Here is a 16,416-nt window from a genome sequence, read left to right as displayed (position 1 = left end):
GCCCGCCGATGATTGCTCATCGGCGGGCTTTTTGTTTGTCGCTAACGCTTAGATCGCGCCACGCTTGCGCAGCAGATCCAGCACTTGCTTGACGCTGTCTTCCAGACTCAGCGTTTGCGTGTCGATCACCAGATCGGCATTCAGCGGCACGTCGTACGGGAAGGATTCGCCCGGGATGTTGTCGCCAGCGGCGGCATACAGACCTTGCGGATCACGCTCGGCGCAGACAGCCGGCGAGGCCTGTACGTAGACCGTCAATAGACGATCCTTGCCGATCAGGTCCTTGGCCTGCTCGCGACCTTCAGCGCTTGGCGCGACGAACGCGGCCAACGTCAGCAAACCGGCTTCGTTGAACTGACGCGCGACGTGCGCGGCACGACGCCAGTTTTCGGTACGGCCGGCGCGATCCTGTGGCAGACCTTTGTTCAAGTCATGGCGCAGGTTCTGACCATCCAGTACAAACACCGCACGACCCATGTCGAACAACTTGCGCTCGACGGCGTAAGCCAGCGTGCTCTTGCCCGCGCCCGACAGGCCGCTGAACAGCACGGTCGCCGGTTGCTGGCCGAAGCGCTGGGCACGTTCTTCAGTGGCCACGTGCGCCAGTTTGCCGTGATGCGTGGCAATGCCATGCGTCACCTGTTGCGCGACGATCATGCCGGCGCCGACGGTGCCGTTGGTCAAGCGATCAATGACGATGAACGCGCCGGTGGTGCGGTTGCTTTCGTAACCGTCGAGGGCGATCGGCGCGTCGAGCGCAATCTTCACCTTGCCGATTTCGTTGAGCTGCAACGCGCTCGCCGGGCCTTCTTCCAACGTGTTCACGTCGACCTTGTTGACGATGCTGGCAATCGAACCCGGCACGTAACTGGTGGCGCGTTTGATGTCGTATTTCTTGCCCGGCAGCATCGGCTCTTCAGCCATCCACACCAGCATCGCTTCGAAGCTGTCGGTGACCGGCGGCACGTTGTCGGCATGCACCAACAGGTCGCCACGGGAGATGTCGATTTCGTCTTCCATGGTCAGCGTCACCGCTTGACCCGGACCGGCGTGCTCCAGCTCACCTTCGAAGGTGACGATGGATTTCACCCGGCTGCTTTTGCCCGACGGCAGCACCACGACTTCGTCACCCTTGTGCACGATGCCGCTGGCCAGGGTGCCGGCGAAACCACGGAAGTTCAGGTTCGGACGGTTGACGTACTGCACCGGGAAACGCAGATCGGTGAAGTTGCGATCGCCCGCGACTTCCACGGTCTCGAGGATTTCCATCAGCGACTGGCCGGTGTACCACGGCGAGCGCTCGGACTTGTTCACCACGTTGTCGCCCTTGAGGGCAGACATCGGCACGAAGTGCATGCTGGTCGGCTTCATCTTCAAGCCTTCGGCGAACTTCAGGTAGTCAGCCTTGATCGACTCGAACACGCCTTCATCGAAGTCTTTCAGGTCCATCTTGTTGATGGCGACGACGATGTGTTTGATCCCCAGCAAGGACGCAATGAAGCTGTGGCGACGGGTCTGGGTCTGCACGCCGTAACGCGCGTCGACCAGAATGATCGCCAGGTCACAGGTGGACGCACCGGTGGCCATGTTGCGGGTGTACTGCTCATGGCCGGGGGTGTCGGCGATGATGAATTTGCGTTTGGCGGTGGAGAAATAGCGGTAGGCGACATCGATGGTGATGCCCTGCTCACGCTCGGCCTGCAGACCGTCGACCAGCAATGCCAGATCGATGTCGTCACCGGTGGTGCCGACTTTCTTCGAGTCGCGGGTGATCGCTTCGAGGTGATCTTCGTAGATCATCTTCGAGTCGTGCAGCAGGCGCCCGATCAGGGTGCTCTTGCCGTCATCGACGTTACCGCAGGTCAAAAAGCGCAGCAGTTCTTTACGTTCGTGCTGGCCCAGGTAGGCGAGGATGTCCTCGCTGATCAAATCAGATGCGTGCGACATGACAGCCCCTTAGAAATAGCCTTGACGTTTTTTGTCTTCCATCGAGCCGGCGCCATCGTGGTCGATGACACGGCCCTGGCGCTCGGAAGTTCGCGTCAGGAGCATTTCCTGAATGATGTCCGTGAGGCTTTCTGCCTCGGACTCCACCGCGCCCGTCAACGGGTAGCAGCCAAGGGTACGGAAACGCACTTTCTTTTTGACGATGCGAGCCTTGTCCTCATCGGACAGGTGCTCGAGGATGCGCTCGTCGTCGATCATGATCAGCGTGCCGTTCTTCTCGATCACTTCGCGTTCAGCGGCGAAGTACAGCGGCACAATCGGGATGCCTTCGAGGTAGATGTACTGCCAGATGTCCAGTTCGGTCCAGTTTGACAGAGGGAATACGCGAATGGATTCACCCTTGTTGACCTTGCCGTTGTAGACGTTCCACAGCTCTGGGCGCTGGTTTTTCGGGTCCCAGCGGTGCTTGCTGTCGCGGAACGAGTACACGCGCTCTTTGGCGCGGGATTTCTCTTCATCGCGACGGGCGCCGCCGAACGCTGCGTCGAAACCATGTTTGTCGAGCGCCTGTTTCAGGCCTTCGGTTTTCATGATGTCGGTGTGCTTGGCGCTGCCGTGGGTGAACGGGTTGATGTTCTGCGCCACGCCATCGGGGTTGATATGGGTGATCAGGTCCAGGCCCAGTTCTTCGACCATCTTGTCGCGGAACTTGTACATTTCCTGGAATTTCCAGCGGGTGTCGACGTGCATCACCGGAAACGGCAGTTTGCCCGGGAAGAACGCCTTGCGTGCCAGGTGCAGCATCACGGCGGAGTCTTTACCGATGGAGTACAGCATCACCGGGTTATCGAACTCGGCGGCCACCTCGCGGATGATGTGGATGCTTTCCGCCTCCAGCTGTTTCAGATGCGTCAGTTTGTCGACCATGGCTACTCACGAAAACTTTCTTATGAACGGCCAGCGGGCCGTGTTCGAGCGGGGAATCCTAGCACAGCGACCTTCTTCTAATCAGGACGCTAGCTAGAACGAAAGGGCATATGAATATGCCCACCAGTTCGGCCGATGAGGGCCCATGTGGGAGCGAGCTTGCTCGCGAAAGCGGTGTGCCATTCAACAATGAAGGCGACTGATACGGCCTCTTCGCGAGCAAGCTCGCTCCCACAGGGATTTGCGGTGGTTTTCAGATCGGGTTAGGGCAGTCGATGAAGATGTGTTCGACAGCAAAGCGTTTTGCCAGATAGTCACCCAGGGCCTGTACGCCGTAGCGTTCGGTGGCGTGGTGGCCGGCGGCGATGAAGCTGATGTCGTTCTCGCGGGCGCTGTGGAAGGTCTGCTCGGAGGCTTCTCCGCTCAGGTACAGATCAACGCCTGCCGCGACGGCCTGATCGATATAGCCCTGACCGCCACCGGTGCACCAGCCTACTCGGCGAATCATCGGGCTGCCCTCGATCAACAGCGGTTCGCGGCCCATGGTTTCCTGCACCTTGCGGGCGAAATCGCGCGCGGTCATCGGATCCTTCAAAGACCCGACCAGACCGACAATTTTCAGATTGTCCGGATCCAGCGGCCCTTCCACAGTGATGTCCAGTTGGCGAGCAAGCTGCACGTTATTGCCAACATCCGGATGCAGATCCAGCGGCAAATGGTAAGCGAGCAGACTGATGTCGTGCTTGAGCAATGTCTTCAGTCGACGCTGCTTCATGCCAGTGATGCACGGGTTCTCGCCCTTCCAGAAGTAACCGTGGTGCACCAGCACCAGATCCGCCTCGGCTTCGACGGCGGCATCCAGCAACGCCTGACTGGCGGTGACGCCGCTGACGATGCGCATCACTTGCGGCCGGCCTTCGACCTGCAAGCCGTTGGGGCAATAATCGGCAATTTTCGAGCTGCTGAGGTAACGGTCGGCTTCTTCGACGAGGGTGCTGAGGGCAACGGCCATGAAAGACTCCTAAATATCCCGTTCAGAGGCGCGCGCGGCCTCGTATAATGCGCGACATTATGGGCGGTCTGACCCCGCCTGCAACTTTTCCAGGACGTGCTTAATGCTCAAGGCGCTGCGTTTTTTCGGCTGGCCGTTGTTGGCTGGTGTGCTTATCGCTCTGTTGATTATTCAGCGTTACCCGCAGTGGGTCGGGCTTCCGAGCCTCGACGTCAACCTGCAACAGGCCCCGCAAACCACCAGCGTGCAACAGGGCCCGGTGTCCTATGCCGACGCGGTGACCATTGCCGCGCCTTCGGTGGTCAACCTCTACACCACCAAAGTCATCAACAAACCGGCGCATCCGCTGTTTGAGGATCCGCAGTTTCGGCGCTTCTTCGGTGACAACTCGCCAAAGCAGAAACGCATGGAATCGAGCCTCGGTTCAGGCGTGATCATGAGCCCGGAAGGCTACATTCTGACCAACAACCACGTGACCAGCGGCGCGGATCAGATTGTGGTCGCCCTGAAAGATGGCCGCGAAACCCTCGCGCGCGTCATCGGCAGCGACCCGGAAACCGATCTCGCGGTGTTGAAAATCGATCTGAAAACCCTGCCGGCCATCACTGTCGGCCGCTCCGACAACATTCGCATCGGCGACGTTGCATTGGCCATCGGCAACCCGTTCGGCGTTGGCCAGACCGTGACCATGGGCATCATCAGCGCCACCGGGCGTAACCAGTTGGGCCTGAACAACTACGAAGACTTCATCCAGACCGACGCGGCGATTAACCCGGGTAACTCCGGCGGAGCGCTGGTCGATGCCAACGGCAACCTTACCGGCATCAACACGGCGATCTTTTCCAAGTCCGGTGGCTCGCAGGGCATCGGCTTTGCGATTCCGGTGAAACTGGCAATGGAAGTGATGAAGTCGATCATCGAGCACGGTCAGGTAATTCGTGGCTGGCTCGGCATCGAGGTGCAGCCGCTGACCCAGGAACTGGCCGAGTCGTTCGGCTTGTCCGGGCGTCCAGGGATTGTCGTCGCGGGGATCTTCCGCGATGGCCCGGCGCAGAAGGCCGGCCTGCAACTGGGTGACGTTATTTTGAGCATCGATGGCGAGCCGGCCGGAGATGGTCGCAAGTCGATGAACCAGGTCGCGCGGATCAAGCCGACCGACAAAGTGACGATCCAGGTGATGCGCAACGGCAAAGAACTGAAGCTCACCGCAGAAATCGGCCTGCGTCCGCCACCGGCGCCAGTGAAAGAAAAAGAAGAATAAAACTTCGTTCGCGCCAAGCACGCTAATAAAAGACATTCTCAACAGGCATGTTATATTGTTTCAATTCTAAGAATTGGAACAACATAACATGTCGTCTCGAACAAAGGCTTCCCTGCTCGGCCTGAGCCTTGGTCTGCTGGTCGATCCAGCCTTCGCCGAAGAACCCAAGCCGCTTGAACTCGACGCCATCAGCGTCATCTCCGACTACGAATCGCCGACCGGCCCGGTCAAAGGCTACCGCGCCACGCGCTCGTCCAGCGCGACCAAAACCGACACGGCGATCCGTGATATCCCGCAGGCGATCAGCGTAGTGCCCGCCAGCGTGCTCAAGGATCTGGGCAGCAGCAGTGTCGAGCGCGCGCTGGATTTCGCCGGCGGCGTATCCAAGCAAAACAACTTCGGCGGCCTGACGCTTTACGAATACAGCGTGCGCGGCTTCACCACCTCGGAGTTCTACAAGGACGGCTTCAGTGCCAACCGGGGTTATCCGAGCACGCCGGACGCGGCGAATATCGAGCGCATCGAAGTACTCAAAGGCCCGGCCGCCAGTCTGTATGGTCGAGGCGATCCCGGCGGCACGGTGAACATCGTCACCAAAAAACCGCAGGCCGAAGCCTTCACCACTCTGCAAACCAGCGCCGGCAGTTGGGATCGCTATCGCACCGCGCTGGACGTCAACACACCGCTGGATGATGAGGGTGATGTGCTGTCGCGAATCAACCTCGCGGTTGAGGACAACAACAGTTTTCGCGATCACGTCGACAGCCAGCGCGTATTCGTCGCGCCCTCGATCAGTTGGCAATTGAACCCGGACACGTCGTTGCTGGTGGAAAGCGAAATCGTCCGCCACAGCTCGACCTTTGATCGCGGTATCGTCGCGCCCAACAATAAATGGAGCGGTGTTTCGCGCTCGACTTTCCTTGGCGAACCCAACGACGGCAACATCGATAATCACAACAATCTGCTTCAGGCCACGCTAGAACATCACCTCAACGACAGCTGGAAGCTGCGTCTGGCCAGTCATTACAAGGAAGGCAAACTCTGGGGCGATGCTTCGGAAAGTCGTCCATTGAACGCCAACGGCCGCACCGTCAACCGCCGCTATCGCGAGCGCGACACCAATTGGCACGACAGCATCACCCAACTGGAACTGCGCGGTCTGTTCGATCTCGGCCCGTGGCAACACGAATTGCTGATTGGCACCGAGTACGAAAACTTCCGCAAGAACGAGCGCGTCACCACTATTGCTGGCGGCCCCTACGCCATCGACATCTACAAGCCGATCTACGGCCAGCCGAAACCCAACGGCGCGCGGTCGGGCACTGACTTCTTCGAACAGGTCGAAAGTCATGCACTGAACCTGCAGGACCAGATCGTCTTCACCGACAAACTGCGCGGGATGATCGGCGCACGCTTCGAGCATTTCGATCAGCACATCGACGATCACAGCCGCAACGCCACCAGCAACCAACGCCACGACGCGCTCACCCAGCGGGTCGGCCTGCTCTATCAATTGACGCCGGAAACCGGGTTGTTCGCCAACGCCTCGACCTCGTTCAAACCGAATAATGGCCTCGACGCCGCCGGCAAATCCTTCGACCCGGAAGAAGGCGTCGGTTACGAAATCGGCATCAAGAACGAGCTGTTCGACGAACGCCTGAGCAGCACCCTCGCCTTCTTCCACATCGACAAAGAAAACGTTCTCGCCCTCGACCCGGCCACCGACACCAGCCGCGCCATGGGCAAGGCACGCAGTCGCGGCTTCGATTGGCAGGTCACCGGGCAAGTCACCGATGCGGTGCGAGTCATCGGCGCCTTCGCCTACATCGACGCCGAAGTGACCAAGGGCGACGCGGTGATTTCCACCGGCAGCCGCATCCTCGGCGTGGCCAAGCGTAGCGGCAGTCTGCTCGGGGTTTATGAGTTTCAGGATGGCCATTTGCGTGGTTCGGACGTCGGTGCAGCGTTCACCTACGTCGGCGATCGCTCGGGAGAATCCGGCAGCGACTTCGAATTGCCGGCGTATCACACCGTCGACCTGCTCGCGCATTACAAGGCCAGCGATAACGTCACTGTCGGCCTGAACCTGAACAACCTCTTCGACGAGAAGTATTACGAGCGCTCCTACAGCAACTACTGGGTCAACCCCGGTGAGCCGCGCAATTTCACCGTCAGCCTGACTCTCAACCTGTAAAAGGACGTCACCATGCAATACGGCAAATCCCTTGTACTTATCGCCGCGCTGTTCGCCGGTCAGGTCTCGGCCCATGGCCTGTGGACTGAGCAACGGCGCGGCAATATCGAAGTGGTCTACGGTCATGGCGCTGAGGACAACGCGTTCAAGGCGCAGAAGATCAGCGGCGCGTGGGCTTACGACGCGAGCGGCAAGATGATTCCGGTGAGCGTCGAGCGCCTGACGGATCACGCACGACTGAAACCACTGAAAGCTCCGGCCGTCCTGGCCGTGGCGCTGAACAACGGCATGTGGTCGCAGACTGCTGACAAAAAGTGGGTCAACGAAGGCCGGAGCAAAGTGCCGGGCGCTGTCGAAGCGACGCAGACGTTCAAATACAGCCTGGCGATTTATCAGCCGGGAGCGAAGTTGCCAAAACTGGATCAGATCAAATTGCTGATTCTTCCGGAGGTTGATCCGCTCACCGTGGGGCCAGGGAAATCATTACCGGTGCGGGTGCTGCTCGATGGCAAACCGGCGGCGGGTGTGAAGTTGATTGGCGACTATCGCAATGCGCCGAACACGTTGAGCACCGAGACTGACAAGGATGGTCGGGCGCAGGTATTGGTGAGGAATGAAGGGTTGAATGTGATTGCGGCGCAGATTGAAGTGCCGGTGAAGGACAGCGCGGATGTGAACAGTCGCGGCTTGTTTAGCTCACTGACCTTCCTTGGCGAAGCGCATCACGAATAAGAGCAGACCCTCACCCCAGCCCTCTCCCGGAGGGAGAGGGAGCCGACCGAGGTGTAAGGCGTCATGCATCGACCTGAATTACCGAGTCGATTATGGATTCGGTAAAGCAAGTTCAGGTCCGTGCAACTCGGGAGCATCCCCCAATCAGTCCCCTCTCCCTCTGGGAGAGGGTTAGGGTGAGGGGCTCTTGCCTTTAGAGGTCGCCAAGCCCGTCGATCAGCGCCTGATTCTGCTCCGGCGTGCCAATCGAAATCCTCAGGAACTGCGCAATCCGCTCCTGCTTGAAGTGCCGCACAATCACGCCCTGCTCACGCAGCTTGGCCGCCAGCCCCGCCGCATCATGCTGCGGATGCCGGGCAAAAATGAAGTTAGCCGCCGACGGCAGCACTTCAAAACCCTTGGCCTGCAACTGTGCAATCACCCACTCACGGCTCTCGATGACCAGACGGCAGGTCTTGTCGAAGTGCTCACGATCTTCAAACGCCGCTGCCGCCCCGACAATCGCCAGACGATCCAACGGATAGGAGTTGAAGCTGTTCTTGATCCGCTCCAGCGCCTCGATGAGATCGGGATGGCCGACCGCAAAACCAACGCGCAAACCAGCCAGCGAGCGCGACTTGGACAGGGTCTGTGTAACCAGCAGGTTCGGATAACGGTCCACCAGACTGATCGCCGTCTCGCCGCCGAAGTCGATGTACGCCTCATCCACAACCACTACCGAATCCGGGCTGGCCTTGAGGATCTGCTCGACCGCATCCAGCGCCAGCAGGCAGCCGGTTGGCGCGTTCGGGTTAGGGAAGATGATCCCGCCATTCGGCTTGGCATAGTCGGCCGGATCGATCTGGAACTGCGCGTCCAGCGGCACCGCATCAAACTCGATGCCGTACAAACCGCAGTAAACCGGATAGAAGCTGTAACTGATGTCCGGGAACAACAGCGGCTGATCGTGTTGCAGCAAACCGTGGAAAATGTGCGCGAGCACTTCGTCCGAACCGTTGCCAAGGAACACCTGATTGCTCTGCACACCGTAATACTGGGCGACGGCGGTTTTCAGCAGGTCGCTGTTCGGGTCCGGGTACAGGCGCAGGTTGTCATTCAGTTCGACCTGCATCGCTGCCAAGGCTTTTGGCGACGGGCCGTACGGGTTTTCGTTGGTGTTGAGCTTGACCAGTTTGGTCAGCTTCGGTTGTTCGCCCGGTACGTACGGCACCAGATCCTTGACGAACGGGCTCCAGAATTTGCTCATCGCTCAGTTCCCCTGCCCTTGTAGAAAGTCTTCGTCTTTGATGCGGTATTCAGCACTGCGCGCGTGGGCGCTCAGCGACTCGCCACGGGCCAATACCGACGCTGTTTTACCCAGCTCGGAAGCACCGGCCTCGGAGCAAAAGATGATCGACGAACGCTTCTGGAAGTCGTACACGCCCAGCGGCGAGGAGAACCGCGCGGTGCCGGAGGTCGGCAGCACGTGGTTCGGGCCTGCGCAGTAATCGCCCAGGGCTTCGGAGGTGTGACGGCCCATGAAGATCGCGCCGGCGTGGCGGATCTGCGGCAGCCAGGCTTGCGGATCGGCGACCGACAATTCCAGGTGCTCAGGGGCAATGCGATTGGCGACTTCGATGGCTTGGGCCATGTCCTTCACCTGAATCAACGCACCACGGCCATTGATCGAGGTTTCGATGATGGTCGCGCGATCCATGGTCGGCAGCAGCTTGTCGATGCTCGCAGCGACCTTGTCGAGGAATTCGGCATCCGGGCTGACCAGAATCGCCTGGGCGTCTTCGTCGTGCTCGGCTTGCGAGAACAGGTCCATGGCGATCCAGTCCGGATCGGTCTGGCCATCGCACACCACGAGGATTTCCGAAGGCCCGGCGATCATGTCGATGCCGACCTGACCGAACACGTGGCGCTTGGCAGTGGCGACATAGATGTTGCCCGGGCCAACAACCTTGTCGACCTGCGGCACGCTTTCGGTGCCATAGGCCAAAGCAGCAACCGCTTGTGCGCCACCGATGGTGAACACCCGGTCGACACCAGCGATGCATGCGGCCGCCAGCACCAGCTCATTGATTTCACCGCGCGGGGTCGGCACGACCATGACCACTTCGGTCACGCCGGCGACCTTGGCCGGAATCGCGTTCATCAGCACCGACGACGGGTACGACGCCTTGCCACCCGGCACATACAGGCCTGCGCGATCCAGCGGCGTGACCTTCTGGCCCAGCACGGTGCCGTCAGCTTCGGTGTAGCTCCAGGAATCCTGCTTCTGTTTTTCGTGATAGCTGCGCACACGGGCCGCGGCTTTTTCCAGGGCTTCGCGCTGGGGCACGGTGATGCGGGTCAAAGCCAGTTCCAGACGCTCACGCGGCAGGATCAGCTCAGCCATCGAAGCGACTTCAAGGCCATCAAACTTCTGGGTGAACTCGACCAGCGCCGCGTCACCGCGTTCGCGCACAGCCTTGATGATGTCCAGCACGCGCTGATTGACCGAGTCGTCAGACACACTTTCCCAGCTCAGCAGATGATCCAGATGATGCGCGAAATCCGGGTCAGCAGCGTTGAGTCGGCGAATTGCAGTCGGTGCGGTCATAGCGAGAGCCTCATAGGAATGGCAAAAACTCAGGCGCCCTAACTTAGCAGTCGTTTCCGCTTGGGCACCTGAGATTCTGGCTATGAGGCGGATAGACGGGCGCGACTTAACGTCGCGCAGGTGAATCAGCCGCGGTGTCGCGATTCCACTGCGTTGCGCAGGGTATCGATCAACGCCTGGATTCGGGCGTGTTGCATTTTCATCGAAGCCTTGTTGACCACCAGGCGCGAGCTGATCGTGGCGATCAGTTCCTGAGGTTCCAGGCCGTTGGCGCGCAGGGTGTTGCCGGTGTCGACCACGTCGATGATCTTGTCAGCGAGACCGATCAGTGGCGCCAGCTCCATCGAGCCGTAGAGTTTGATGATGTCGACCTGACGGCCCTGCTCGGCGTAGTAACGCTTGGCCACATTGACGAATTTGGTCGCCACGCGCAGACGGCCTTTTGGCTCCGGCGCGCCGATCTTGCCGGCGGTCATCAGCTTGCACTGGGCGATCTGCAGATCCAGTGGCTCGTAGAGGCCCTGGCCGGTGTATTCCATCAACACGTCTTTGCCGGCAACGCCAAGGTCGGCCGCGCCATGCTCGACATAGGTCGGCACATCGGTGGCGCGCACGATCAGCAGACGAACGTCGTCCTGGGTCGTGGGAATGATCAGCTTGCGGCTCTTGTCCGGATTCTCGGTCGGCACGATGCCCGCTTCGGCAAGAAGCGGCAGGGTGTCGTCAAGGATGCGGCCCTTGGACAGTGCGATGGTCAACATGGGAAACGTCAGTCCTTATCAAGGTACTCATGTCCGGTCGCAATCGGCGCCGGACACACATCGAGCCGGAAACCGGCTCGACTCTTAAAATCAGTGGACACGTCCCTGTGTCCCAATGCAGCAATCAGCCCGGAACGCGACGGATCTTGGCGCCCAGCATCTGCAGTTTTTCTTCGATGCACTCGTAACCACGGTCGATGTGGTAGATGCGGTCGATCAAAGTATCGCCTTCGGCAACCAGTGCCGAGATTACCAGGCTGGCCGAAGCACGCAGGTCGGTCGCCATGACTGGCGCGCCTTTCAGAACTTCAGTACCGGTGACGATAGCGGTGTTGCCTTCAACCTGGATCTTTGCGCCCATGCGGTGCAGTTCGTACACGTGCATGAAACGGTTTTCGAAGATCGTCTCGATCACGGCACCGGTGCCTTCGGCAATGGCGTTGAGCGAGATGAACTGCGCTTGCATGTCAGTCGGGAACGCCGGGTACGGCGCGGTGCGCACGTTGACGGCTTTCGGACGCTTGCCGTGCATGTTCAGCTCGATCCAGTCTTCACCGCAGGTGATTTCTGCGCCGGCTTCACGGAGTTTTTCCAGAACGGCTTCGAGGATGGTCGGATCAGTGTCCTTGACCTTGACGCGACCGCCGGTCACGGCAGCGGCGACCAGATAGGTGCCGGTTTCGATACGGTCAGGCATGACCTTATAGAAAGCCGAACCCAGACGTTCGACGCCATCGATGGTGATGGTGTCGGTGCCAGCACCGGAAACCTTGGCGCCCATGGCGTTGAGGAAGTTCGCCAGGTCAACCACTTCAGGTTCACGGGCGGCGTTCTGCAACACGCTGCGGCCCTTGGCCAGTGCAGCGGCCATCATGATGTTCTCGGTACCGGTCACGCTGACGGTATCGAAGAAGAAGTGCGCACCGCGCAGGCCACCTTCAGGCGCCTTGGCCTTGATGTAGCCACCTTCAACGTCGATCACCGCGCCCATGGCTTCGAGGCCACGGATGTGCAGGTCAACCGGACGCGAACCGATGGCGCAACCGCCAGGCAGTGCCACTTCGGCTTCACCGAAACGAGCAACCATCGGGCCCAGTACCAGGATCGACGCACGCATGGTTTTCACCAGTTCGTACGGGGCGATCAGGGTCTTGATGGTGCGCGGGTCGATTTCGACGCTGAGTTTTTCGTCGATCACCGGCTCGATGCCCATGCGACCGAACAGCTCGATCATGGTGGTGATGTCGTGCAGGTGCGGCAGGTTGCCAACGGTCACCGGGCCATCGCACAGCAGGGTGGCGGCCAGGATCGGCAGGGCGGAGTTTTTTGCGCCGGAAATGCGGATCTCGCCATCAAGACGAGCACCACCGGTAATAATCAATTTATCCATAAGAATCTCGACGCCCTTAGGCTCAGGTGCGCTCGGCCCAGGCCGCGCTGCTGAAAAATTTCATAGTGACCGCATGGATGCTGCCATCGGTGATCCATGGGTTCAAATGGGCATAGACCTGCTGCTGACGCTTCACCGGGCTCAACGCCGCCAGTTCATCGCTAATCACGTTCAGCAGGAAATTGCAGCCTTCGCCCTCAACTTCTACCAACGTTCCGGGCAGCTTTCCTTCAAGGAAGCTCTTCACTTCTACGGCCTGCATGCTCAACCTCAATCGGCGCCCTGTGCGCACGGGTCGGACATCATACAAAAAAGCCCCGCGCCTGCGAACCCCGCATGGCAGGACTCTGACGGGGGGCTTCTTTATAGATGTGGGTTCAGGGGTGCGCCAACAGTTCGGTCAGTTCACTGACCTGAGCAATTTCGCGCATGTCTTCGGGCATCGCACGGATGCTGACAGCCTTGCCGGCCGCATTCGCATCGCGCATGAAGCACAGCAGCAACGATAAACCGACGCTGCTGGACTTCTTCACCGCCGAGCAATCGATCACCAGCGAAGAGGCCTTGCTGGACTTGATCAGCGCCTGGCCTTGCTTGCGCAGGTCAGCGCCGGTGCGATAGTCCAGCACTCCGCTAAGCAGAAGCTCGTCGACATCACTCATACGAACTGCGGCCTCATTCATTGCGCGGGGTTCTTTTCGGTGGCTTCTTTGGCCTTGGCCACTTCCCCGGCCCAACCATTGATGGTCTTGTCCAGATCGTTGCCATTGCGCTGCATCGCGTCGGCGAACTGATCGCGGAACAGTTTGCCGATGTTGATGCCGTTGATGATCACGTTGCGCAGTTTCCACTCGCCGTTGATCTTCTCCAGCGTGTACTGCACAGGATAGATTGCGCCGCTGCTGCCCTTGACGGTCATGTTTACGCTGGTGCGATCGCCCGATTCGTCCTTGGCAGGGTCAACGGTGATGCCCTGGTTGTTGTACTCAAGCAGAGCGTTGCCGTAGAACTGGAACAGGCCTTTCTTGAAGTTTTCCTGGAAGGTCTGCATCTGCGCAGGCGTGGCCTTGCGCGAGTACTTGACCGTCATGATGCTCTTGGAAATGCCTTCGGCATCCACCACTGGCCCGACGATGTTGTTGAGCGCCGTGTAGAAATCCGTCGGGTCCTGCTTGTATTTCTCTTTGTTGGCAGCCAGGTCGGCCAGCAACCGGGTGGTGGTGTCCTGCACCAGATCATGTGCCGAAGTCGCAGCAGCCACGGCGTTACCCATCAACGGCAAGGCCGCCAACAGCACCAACAGGCTGCGTCGCAAGATAGAGATCATTCAAAAGCTCCTCATTTGGCGTCTTTGCTAACGGTATTGAGCAGGAATTTACCGATAAGGTCTTCCAGTACCAGTGACGACTGCGTGTCGTGGATGGTTCCACCATCCTTCAGCGGCTTGTCTTCTCCGCCAACGCTGATACCGATGTACTTCTCGCCCAGCAGACCAGCGGTCAGGATAGACGCTGTGGAGTCGGTCGGAAGATTGTCGACCTTTTTATCCACTTGCAGGGTGACCCGACCGGTGAAGCTGTCGCGATCCAGATCGATCGCCGTGACCTTGCCGATGGTCACACCGGCCATGGTCACTTTGGCTCTGACCGTCAAACCGGCGATATTGTCAAAGTAGGCATAAAGTTTATAGGTGTCGGTGGTCGACGTCGGAGACAGACCACTGACCCGCAAAGCAAGCAGCAACAAAGCCAGGATCCCTGCCAGCAGGAACAGGCCGACACCGATTTCCAGGGTGCGGTTTTGCATCAGAAATCTCCAAACATCAAAGCGGTCAGAATAAAGTCCAGGCCGAGCACTGCCAGCGAGGCAAACACCACGGTCTTGGTGGTAGCACGACTGATGCCCTCGGAAGTGGGCTCACAGTCATAGCCTTGGAATACGGCAATCCAGGTCACTACAAAGGCGAAAACAATACTTTTGATCACGCCATTGAGCACATCACTGGTGAAATTCACGCTGTTCTGCATGTTCGCCCAATAAGAGCCTTCATACACACCCAGCCAGTCGACAGCCACCCACGAGCCGCCCCAGATGCCTACCACGCTGAAAATCATCGCCAGCACCGGCAGGGAAATGAAGCCGGCCCACAGGCGCGGGGCAATGATGTACTTGAGCGGATCGACACCGATCATTTCCAAGCTGGACAGCTGTTCGGTGGACTTCATGTTGCCGATCTCGGCGGTCAGTGCCGAACCGGCACGACCGGCGAACAACAGCGCCGTCACCACCGGGCCGAGTTCACGCAGCAGGGTCAGCGCAACCATCTGCCCCACCGCCTGCTCCGAACCGTAGCTCGACAGAATGCTGAAACCCTGCAGCGCCAGCACCATGCCGATGAAGATCCCGGAAACAACAATGATCACCAGCGACATTACGCCGACCGAATGCAGTTGCTTGACCAGCAGGCCGAAGCCACCACTGATGCCACCGCGACCCAACAACGCGTGAAACAGAAACAGCGTCGCACGACCGAACACCGCGACGGCATCGATCGCCGCCTCGCCGAACCGGCGTACGCGTTCTATTAATGAAATTCTGCGCATCAGCGCTTCCCCAGAAGATCTGCGCGGTAATCCGTCGCTGGAAAATGGTACGGCACCGGGCCATCGGGATCGCCGGTCATGAACTGACGGATACGCGGCTCGTCCGAGTTCATCAACTCGTCCGGCGTACCCTGCCCCAGCACCTGACCATCACCGACGACATAGATGTAGTCGGCAATGCTCGCGGTTTCGGCCAGATCGTGGGACACCACGATACTGGTGATCCCCAGTGCATCGTTGAGCAGGCGGATCAGGCGGACCAGCACGCCCATGGCGATCGGGTCCTGCCCGACGAACGGTTCGTCGTACATGAGGATCTGCGGATCGAGCGCAATCGCTCGCGCCAGTGCGACGCGGCGCTTCATGCCACCGGACAGTTCGTCCGGCATCAGCTCGATGGCACCGCGCAGACCGACCGCCTGCAATTTGAGCAGGACGATGTCGCGGATCATTTCTTCCGGCAAATCAGTATGAACACGCAGGGGGAAAGCCACGTTCTCGAAAACATCGAGATCGGTGAACAGTGCGCCGCTTTGAAACAGCACACCCATGTGCTTTCGCGCATCGAACAGATCGCTGCGCGAAAGCGCAGGCAGGTTCTGGCCGTTGACCCAGACTTCGCCGCTGGCAGGGCGCAGTTGTGCCCCCATCAATCGCAGCAGCGTGGTCTTGCCACACCCGGAAGGTCCCATGATGCCGGTGACCTTGCCGCGCGGGATGCGAATATCGACGTTATTGAAAATGCTGCGCGCACCGCGCTTGAAGGAGACTCCCTTCAGCTCGACCGCGTAGGCGTTATCGGCACTCATCTAAACTCCTTGCGATGCAGCCTCTCACTCGGACGCCTGTCTTTACTTAAAAAGTACGTACATCCCGGGCAGGCCGAACTGGCGGCGAACTATATCACTGCAAAGGCTACGCGCCCAAGGCTTGTACCAGCCTGTGTTCGGCGATATGACAGGTGCGCAGGCTCTTTTCCCGGGTTTTGGTAACGAGTAATGA

The 16,416-nt window shown here is 59.4% G+C and carries 16 protein-coding genes; 3 read left to right on the top strand and 13 right to left on the bottom strand.

Going from position 1 to position 16,416, the window contains the following annotated elements; genetic code table 11:
- Window positions 1-48: 48 nt before the first annotated feature.
- The 3 genes from cysN to BMY54_RS19845 all read right to left on the bottom strand — a co-directional run bounded on the left by cysN (window position 49) and on the right by BMY54_RS19845 (window position 3,886).
- Window positions 49-1,947, bottom strand: a complete 1,899-nt coding sequence (gene cysN, locus BMY54_RS19855; RefSeq protein WP_093436007.1) for a sulfate adenylyltransferase subunit CysN — start codon at window positions 1,945-1,947, stop codon at window positions 49-51.
- A gap of 9 nt (window positions 1,948-1,956) precedes the next feature.
- Window positions 1,957-2,874, bottom strand: a complete 918-nt coding sequence (gene cysD / locus BMY54_RS19850; protein WP_007912374.1) for a sulfate adenylyltransferase subunit CysD — start codon at window positions 2,872-2,874, stop codon at window positions 1,957-1,959.
- A gap of 253 nt (window positions 2,875-3,127) precedes the next feature.
- Window positions 3,128-3,886, bottom strand: a complete 759-nt coding sequence (locus BMY54_RS19845) for a Nif3-like dinuclear metal center hexameric protein (protein WP_093436004.1) — start codon at window positions 3,884-3,886, stop codon at window positions 3,128-3,130.
- A gap of 103 nt (window positions 3,887-3,989) precedes the next feature.
- Here BMY54_RS19845 and algW point away from each other — a divergent pair, with 103 nt between their 5' ends.
- The 3 genes from algW (at window position 3,990) to BMY54_RS19830 (ending at window position 8,073) form a co-directional block, all read left to right on the top strand.
- On the top strand, window positions 3,990-5,147 hold the full coding sequence (algW, locus tag BMY54_RS19840; protein WP_093436001.1) for a Do family serine endopeptidase AlgW: 1,158 nt from the start codon (window positions 3,990-3,992) through the stop codon (window positions 5,145-5,147).
- An 88-nt stretch (window positions 5,148-5,235) separates the two neighbouring features.
- Window positions 5,236-7,341 carry a TonB-dependent siderophore receptor gene (locus tag BMY54_RS19835; protein WP_093435998.1) on the top strand — a complete coding sequence of 702 codons (2,106 nt, stop codon included), beginning with the start codon at window positions 5,236-5,238 and terminating at the stop codon, window positions 7,339-7,341.
- Window positions 7,342-7,353: 12 nt separating this feature from the next.
- Entirely contained in the window at window positions 7,354-8,073 is a 720-nt protein-coding gene (locus BMY54_RS19830) for a DUF4198 domain-containing protein (RefSeq protein WP_093435995.1), read from the top strand.
- Window positions 8,074-8,266: 193 nt separating this feature from the next.
- Here BMY54_RS19830 and hisC read toward each other — a convergent pair whose 3' ends face one another.
- The 10 genes from hisC to BMY54_RS19780 form a co-directional block, all read right to left on the bottom strand.
- Complete coding sequence (gene hisC, locus BMY54_RS19825) at window positions 8,267-9,319, bottom strand: histidinol-phosphate transaminase (protein ID WP_093435992.1); 1,053 nt, start codon at window positions 9,317-9,319, stop codon at window positions 8,267-8,269.
- A gap of 3 nt (window positions 9,320-9,322) precedes the next feature.
- Entirely contained in the window at window positions 9,323-10,660 is a 1,338-nt protein-coding gene (gene hisD, locus BMY54_RS19820) for a histidinol dehydrogenase (protein ID WP_093435989.1), read from the bottom strand.
- A gap of 125 nt (window positions 10,661-10,785) precedes the next feature.
- A complete protein-coding gene (gene hisG / locus BMY54_RS19815; RefSeq protein WP_007912384.1) occupies window positions 10,786-11,421 on the bottom strand; it encodes an ATP phosphoribosyltransferase in 636 nt (211 codons plus the stop codon).
- A gap of 124 nt (window positions 11,422-11,545) precedes the next feature.
- Window positions 11,546-12,811, bottom strand: a complete 1,266-nt coding sequence (gene murA / locus BMY54_RS19810) for a UDP-N-acetylglucosamine 1-carboxyvinyltransferase (protein ID WP_007912385.1) — start codon at window positions 12,809-12,811, stop codon at window positions 11,546-11,548.
- A gap of 22 nt (window positions 12,812-12,833) precedes the next feature.
- Entirely contained in the window at window positions 12,834-13,073 is a 240-nt protein-coding gene (locus BMY54_RS19805) for a BolA family protein (protein WP_093435986.1), read from the bottom strand.
- 115 nt (window positions 13,074-13,188) lie between these two features.
- A complete protein-coding gene (locus BMY54_RS19800; RefSeq protein WP_034154488.1) occupies window positions 13,189-13,494 on the bottom strand; it encodes an STAS domain-containing protein in 306 nt (101 codons plus the stop codon).
- Window positions 13,491-14,138 (bottom strand): MlaC/ttg2D family ABC transporter substrate-binding protein, encoded by a 648-nt coding sequence (locus tag BMY54_RS19795; RefSeq protein WP_007912390.1) that lies wholly within the window; start codon window positions 14,136-14,138, stop codon window positions 13,491-13,493. Before BMY54_RS19795 ends, BMY54_RS19800 begins: the two co-directional genes overlap by 4 nt.
- 11 nt (window positions 14,139-14,149) lie before the next feature.
- Window positions 14,150-14,617 carry an outer membrane lipid asymmetry maintenance protein MlaD gene (mlaD, locus tag BMY54_RS19790; RefSeq protein WP_007912400.1) on the bottom strand — a complete coding sequence of 156 codons (468 nt, stop codon included), beginning with the start codon at window positions 14,615-14,617 and terminating at the stop codon, window positions 14,150-14,152.
- Window positions 14,617-15,414, bottom strand: a complete 798-nt coding sequence (mlaE, locus tag BMY54_RS19785) for a lipid asymmetry maintenance ABC transporter permease subunit MlaE (protein ID WP_003221704.1) — start codon at window positions 15,412-15,414, stop codon at window positions 14,617-14,619. Before mlaE ends, mlaD begins: the two co-directional genes overlap by 1 nt.
- On the bottom strand, window positions 15,414-16,223 hold the full coding sequence (locus tag BMY54_RS19780; RefSeq protein ID WP_007912403.1) for an ATP-binding cassette domain-containing protein: 810 nt from the start codon (window positions 16,221-16,223) through the stop codon (window positions 15,414-15,416). Before BMY54_RS19780 ends, mlaE begins: the two co-directional genes overlap by 1 nt.
- Window positions 16,224-16,416: the final 193 nt, after the last annotated feature.

This window comes from Pseudomonas sp. ok266 (assembly GCF_900110195.1).
GTDB classification, from domain to species: Bacteria; Pseudomonadota; Gammaproteobacteria; order Pseudomonadales; family Pseudomonadaceae; genus Aquipseudomonas; species Aquipseudomonas neuropathica.
The sequence above is the reverse complement of the archived record's forward strand: the minus strand, read 5'-3'. Positions and strand labels throughout refer to the sequence as shown.

Excerpts from the sequence above, each read along its gene's own strand:
- cysN (WP_093436007.1), bottom strand. The coding sequence starts at position 1,947 with ATGTCGCACGCATCTGATTTGATCAGCGAGGACATCCTCGCCTACCTG.
- cysD (WP_007912374.1), bottom strand. The coding sequence starts at position 2,874 with ATGGTCGACAAACTGACGCATCTGAAACAGCTGGAGGCGGAAAGCATC.
- BMY54_RS19845 (WP_093436004.1), bottom strand. The coding sequence starts at position 3,886 with ATGGCCGTTGCCCTCAGCACCCTCGTCGAAGAAGCCGACCGTTACCTC.
- algW (WP_093436001.1), top strand. The coding sequence starts at position 3,990 with ATGCTCAAGGCGCTGCGTTTTTTCGGCTGGCCGTTGTTGGCTGGTGTG.
- BMY54_RS19835 (WP_093435998.1), top strand. The coding sequence starts at position 5,236 with ATGTCGTCTCGAACAAAGGCTTCCCTGCTCGGCCTGAGCCTTGGTCTG.
- BMY54_RS19830 (WP_093435995.1), top strand. The coding sequence starts at position 7,354 with ATGCAATACGGCAAATCCCTTGTACTTATCGCCGCGCTGTTCGCCGGT.
- hisC (WP_093435992.1), bottom strand. The coding sequence starts at position 9,319 with ATGAGCAAATTCTGGAGCCCGTTCGTCAAGGATCTGGTGCCGTACGTA.
- hisD (WP_093435989.1), bottom strand. The coding sequence starts at position 10,660 with ATGACCGCACCGACTGCAATTCGCCGACTCAACGCTGCTGACCCGGAT.
- hisG (WP_007912384.1), bottom strand. The coding sequence starts at position 11,421 with ATGTTGACCATCGCACTGTCCAAGGGCCGCATCCTTGACGACACCCTG.
- murA (WP_007912385.1), bottom strand. The coding sequence starts at position 12,811 with ATGGATAAATTGATTATTACCGGTGGTGCTCGTCTTGATGGCGAGATC.
- BMY54_RS19805 (WP_093435986.1), bottom strand. The coding sequence starts at position 13,073 with ATGCAGGCCGTAGAAGTGAAGAGCTTCCTTGAAGGAAAGCTGCCCGGA.
- BMY54_RS19800 (WP_034154488.1), bottom strand. The coding sequence starts at position 13,494 with ATGAATGAGGCCGCAGTTCGTATGAGTGATGTCGACGAGCTTCTGCTT.
- BMY54_RS19795 (WP_007912390.1), bottom strand. The coding sequence starts at position 14,138 with ATGATCTCTATCTTGCGACGCAGCCTGTTGGTGCTGTTGGCGGCCTTG.
- mlaD (WP_007912400.1), bottom strand. The coding sequence starts at position 14,617 with ATGCAAAACCGCACCCTGGAAATCGGTGTCGGCCTGTTCCTGCTGGCA.
- mlaE (WP_003221704.1), bottom strand. The coding sequence starts at position 15,414 with ATGCGCAGAATTTCATTAATAGAACGCGTACGCCGGTTCGGCGAGGCG.
- BMY54_RS19780 (WP_007912403.1), bottom strand. The coding sequence starts at position 16,223 with ATGAGTGCCGATAACGCCTACGCGGTCGAGCTGAAGGGAGTCTCCTTC.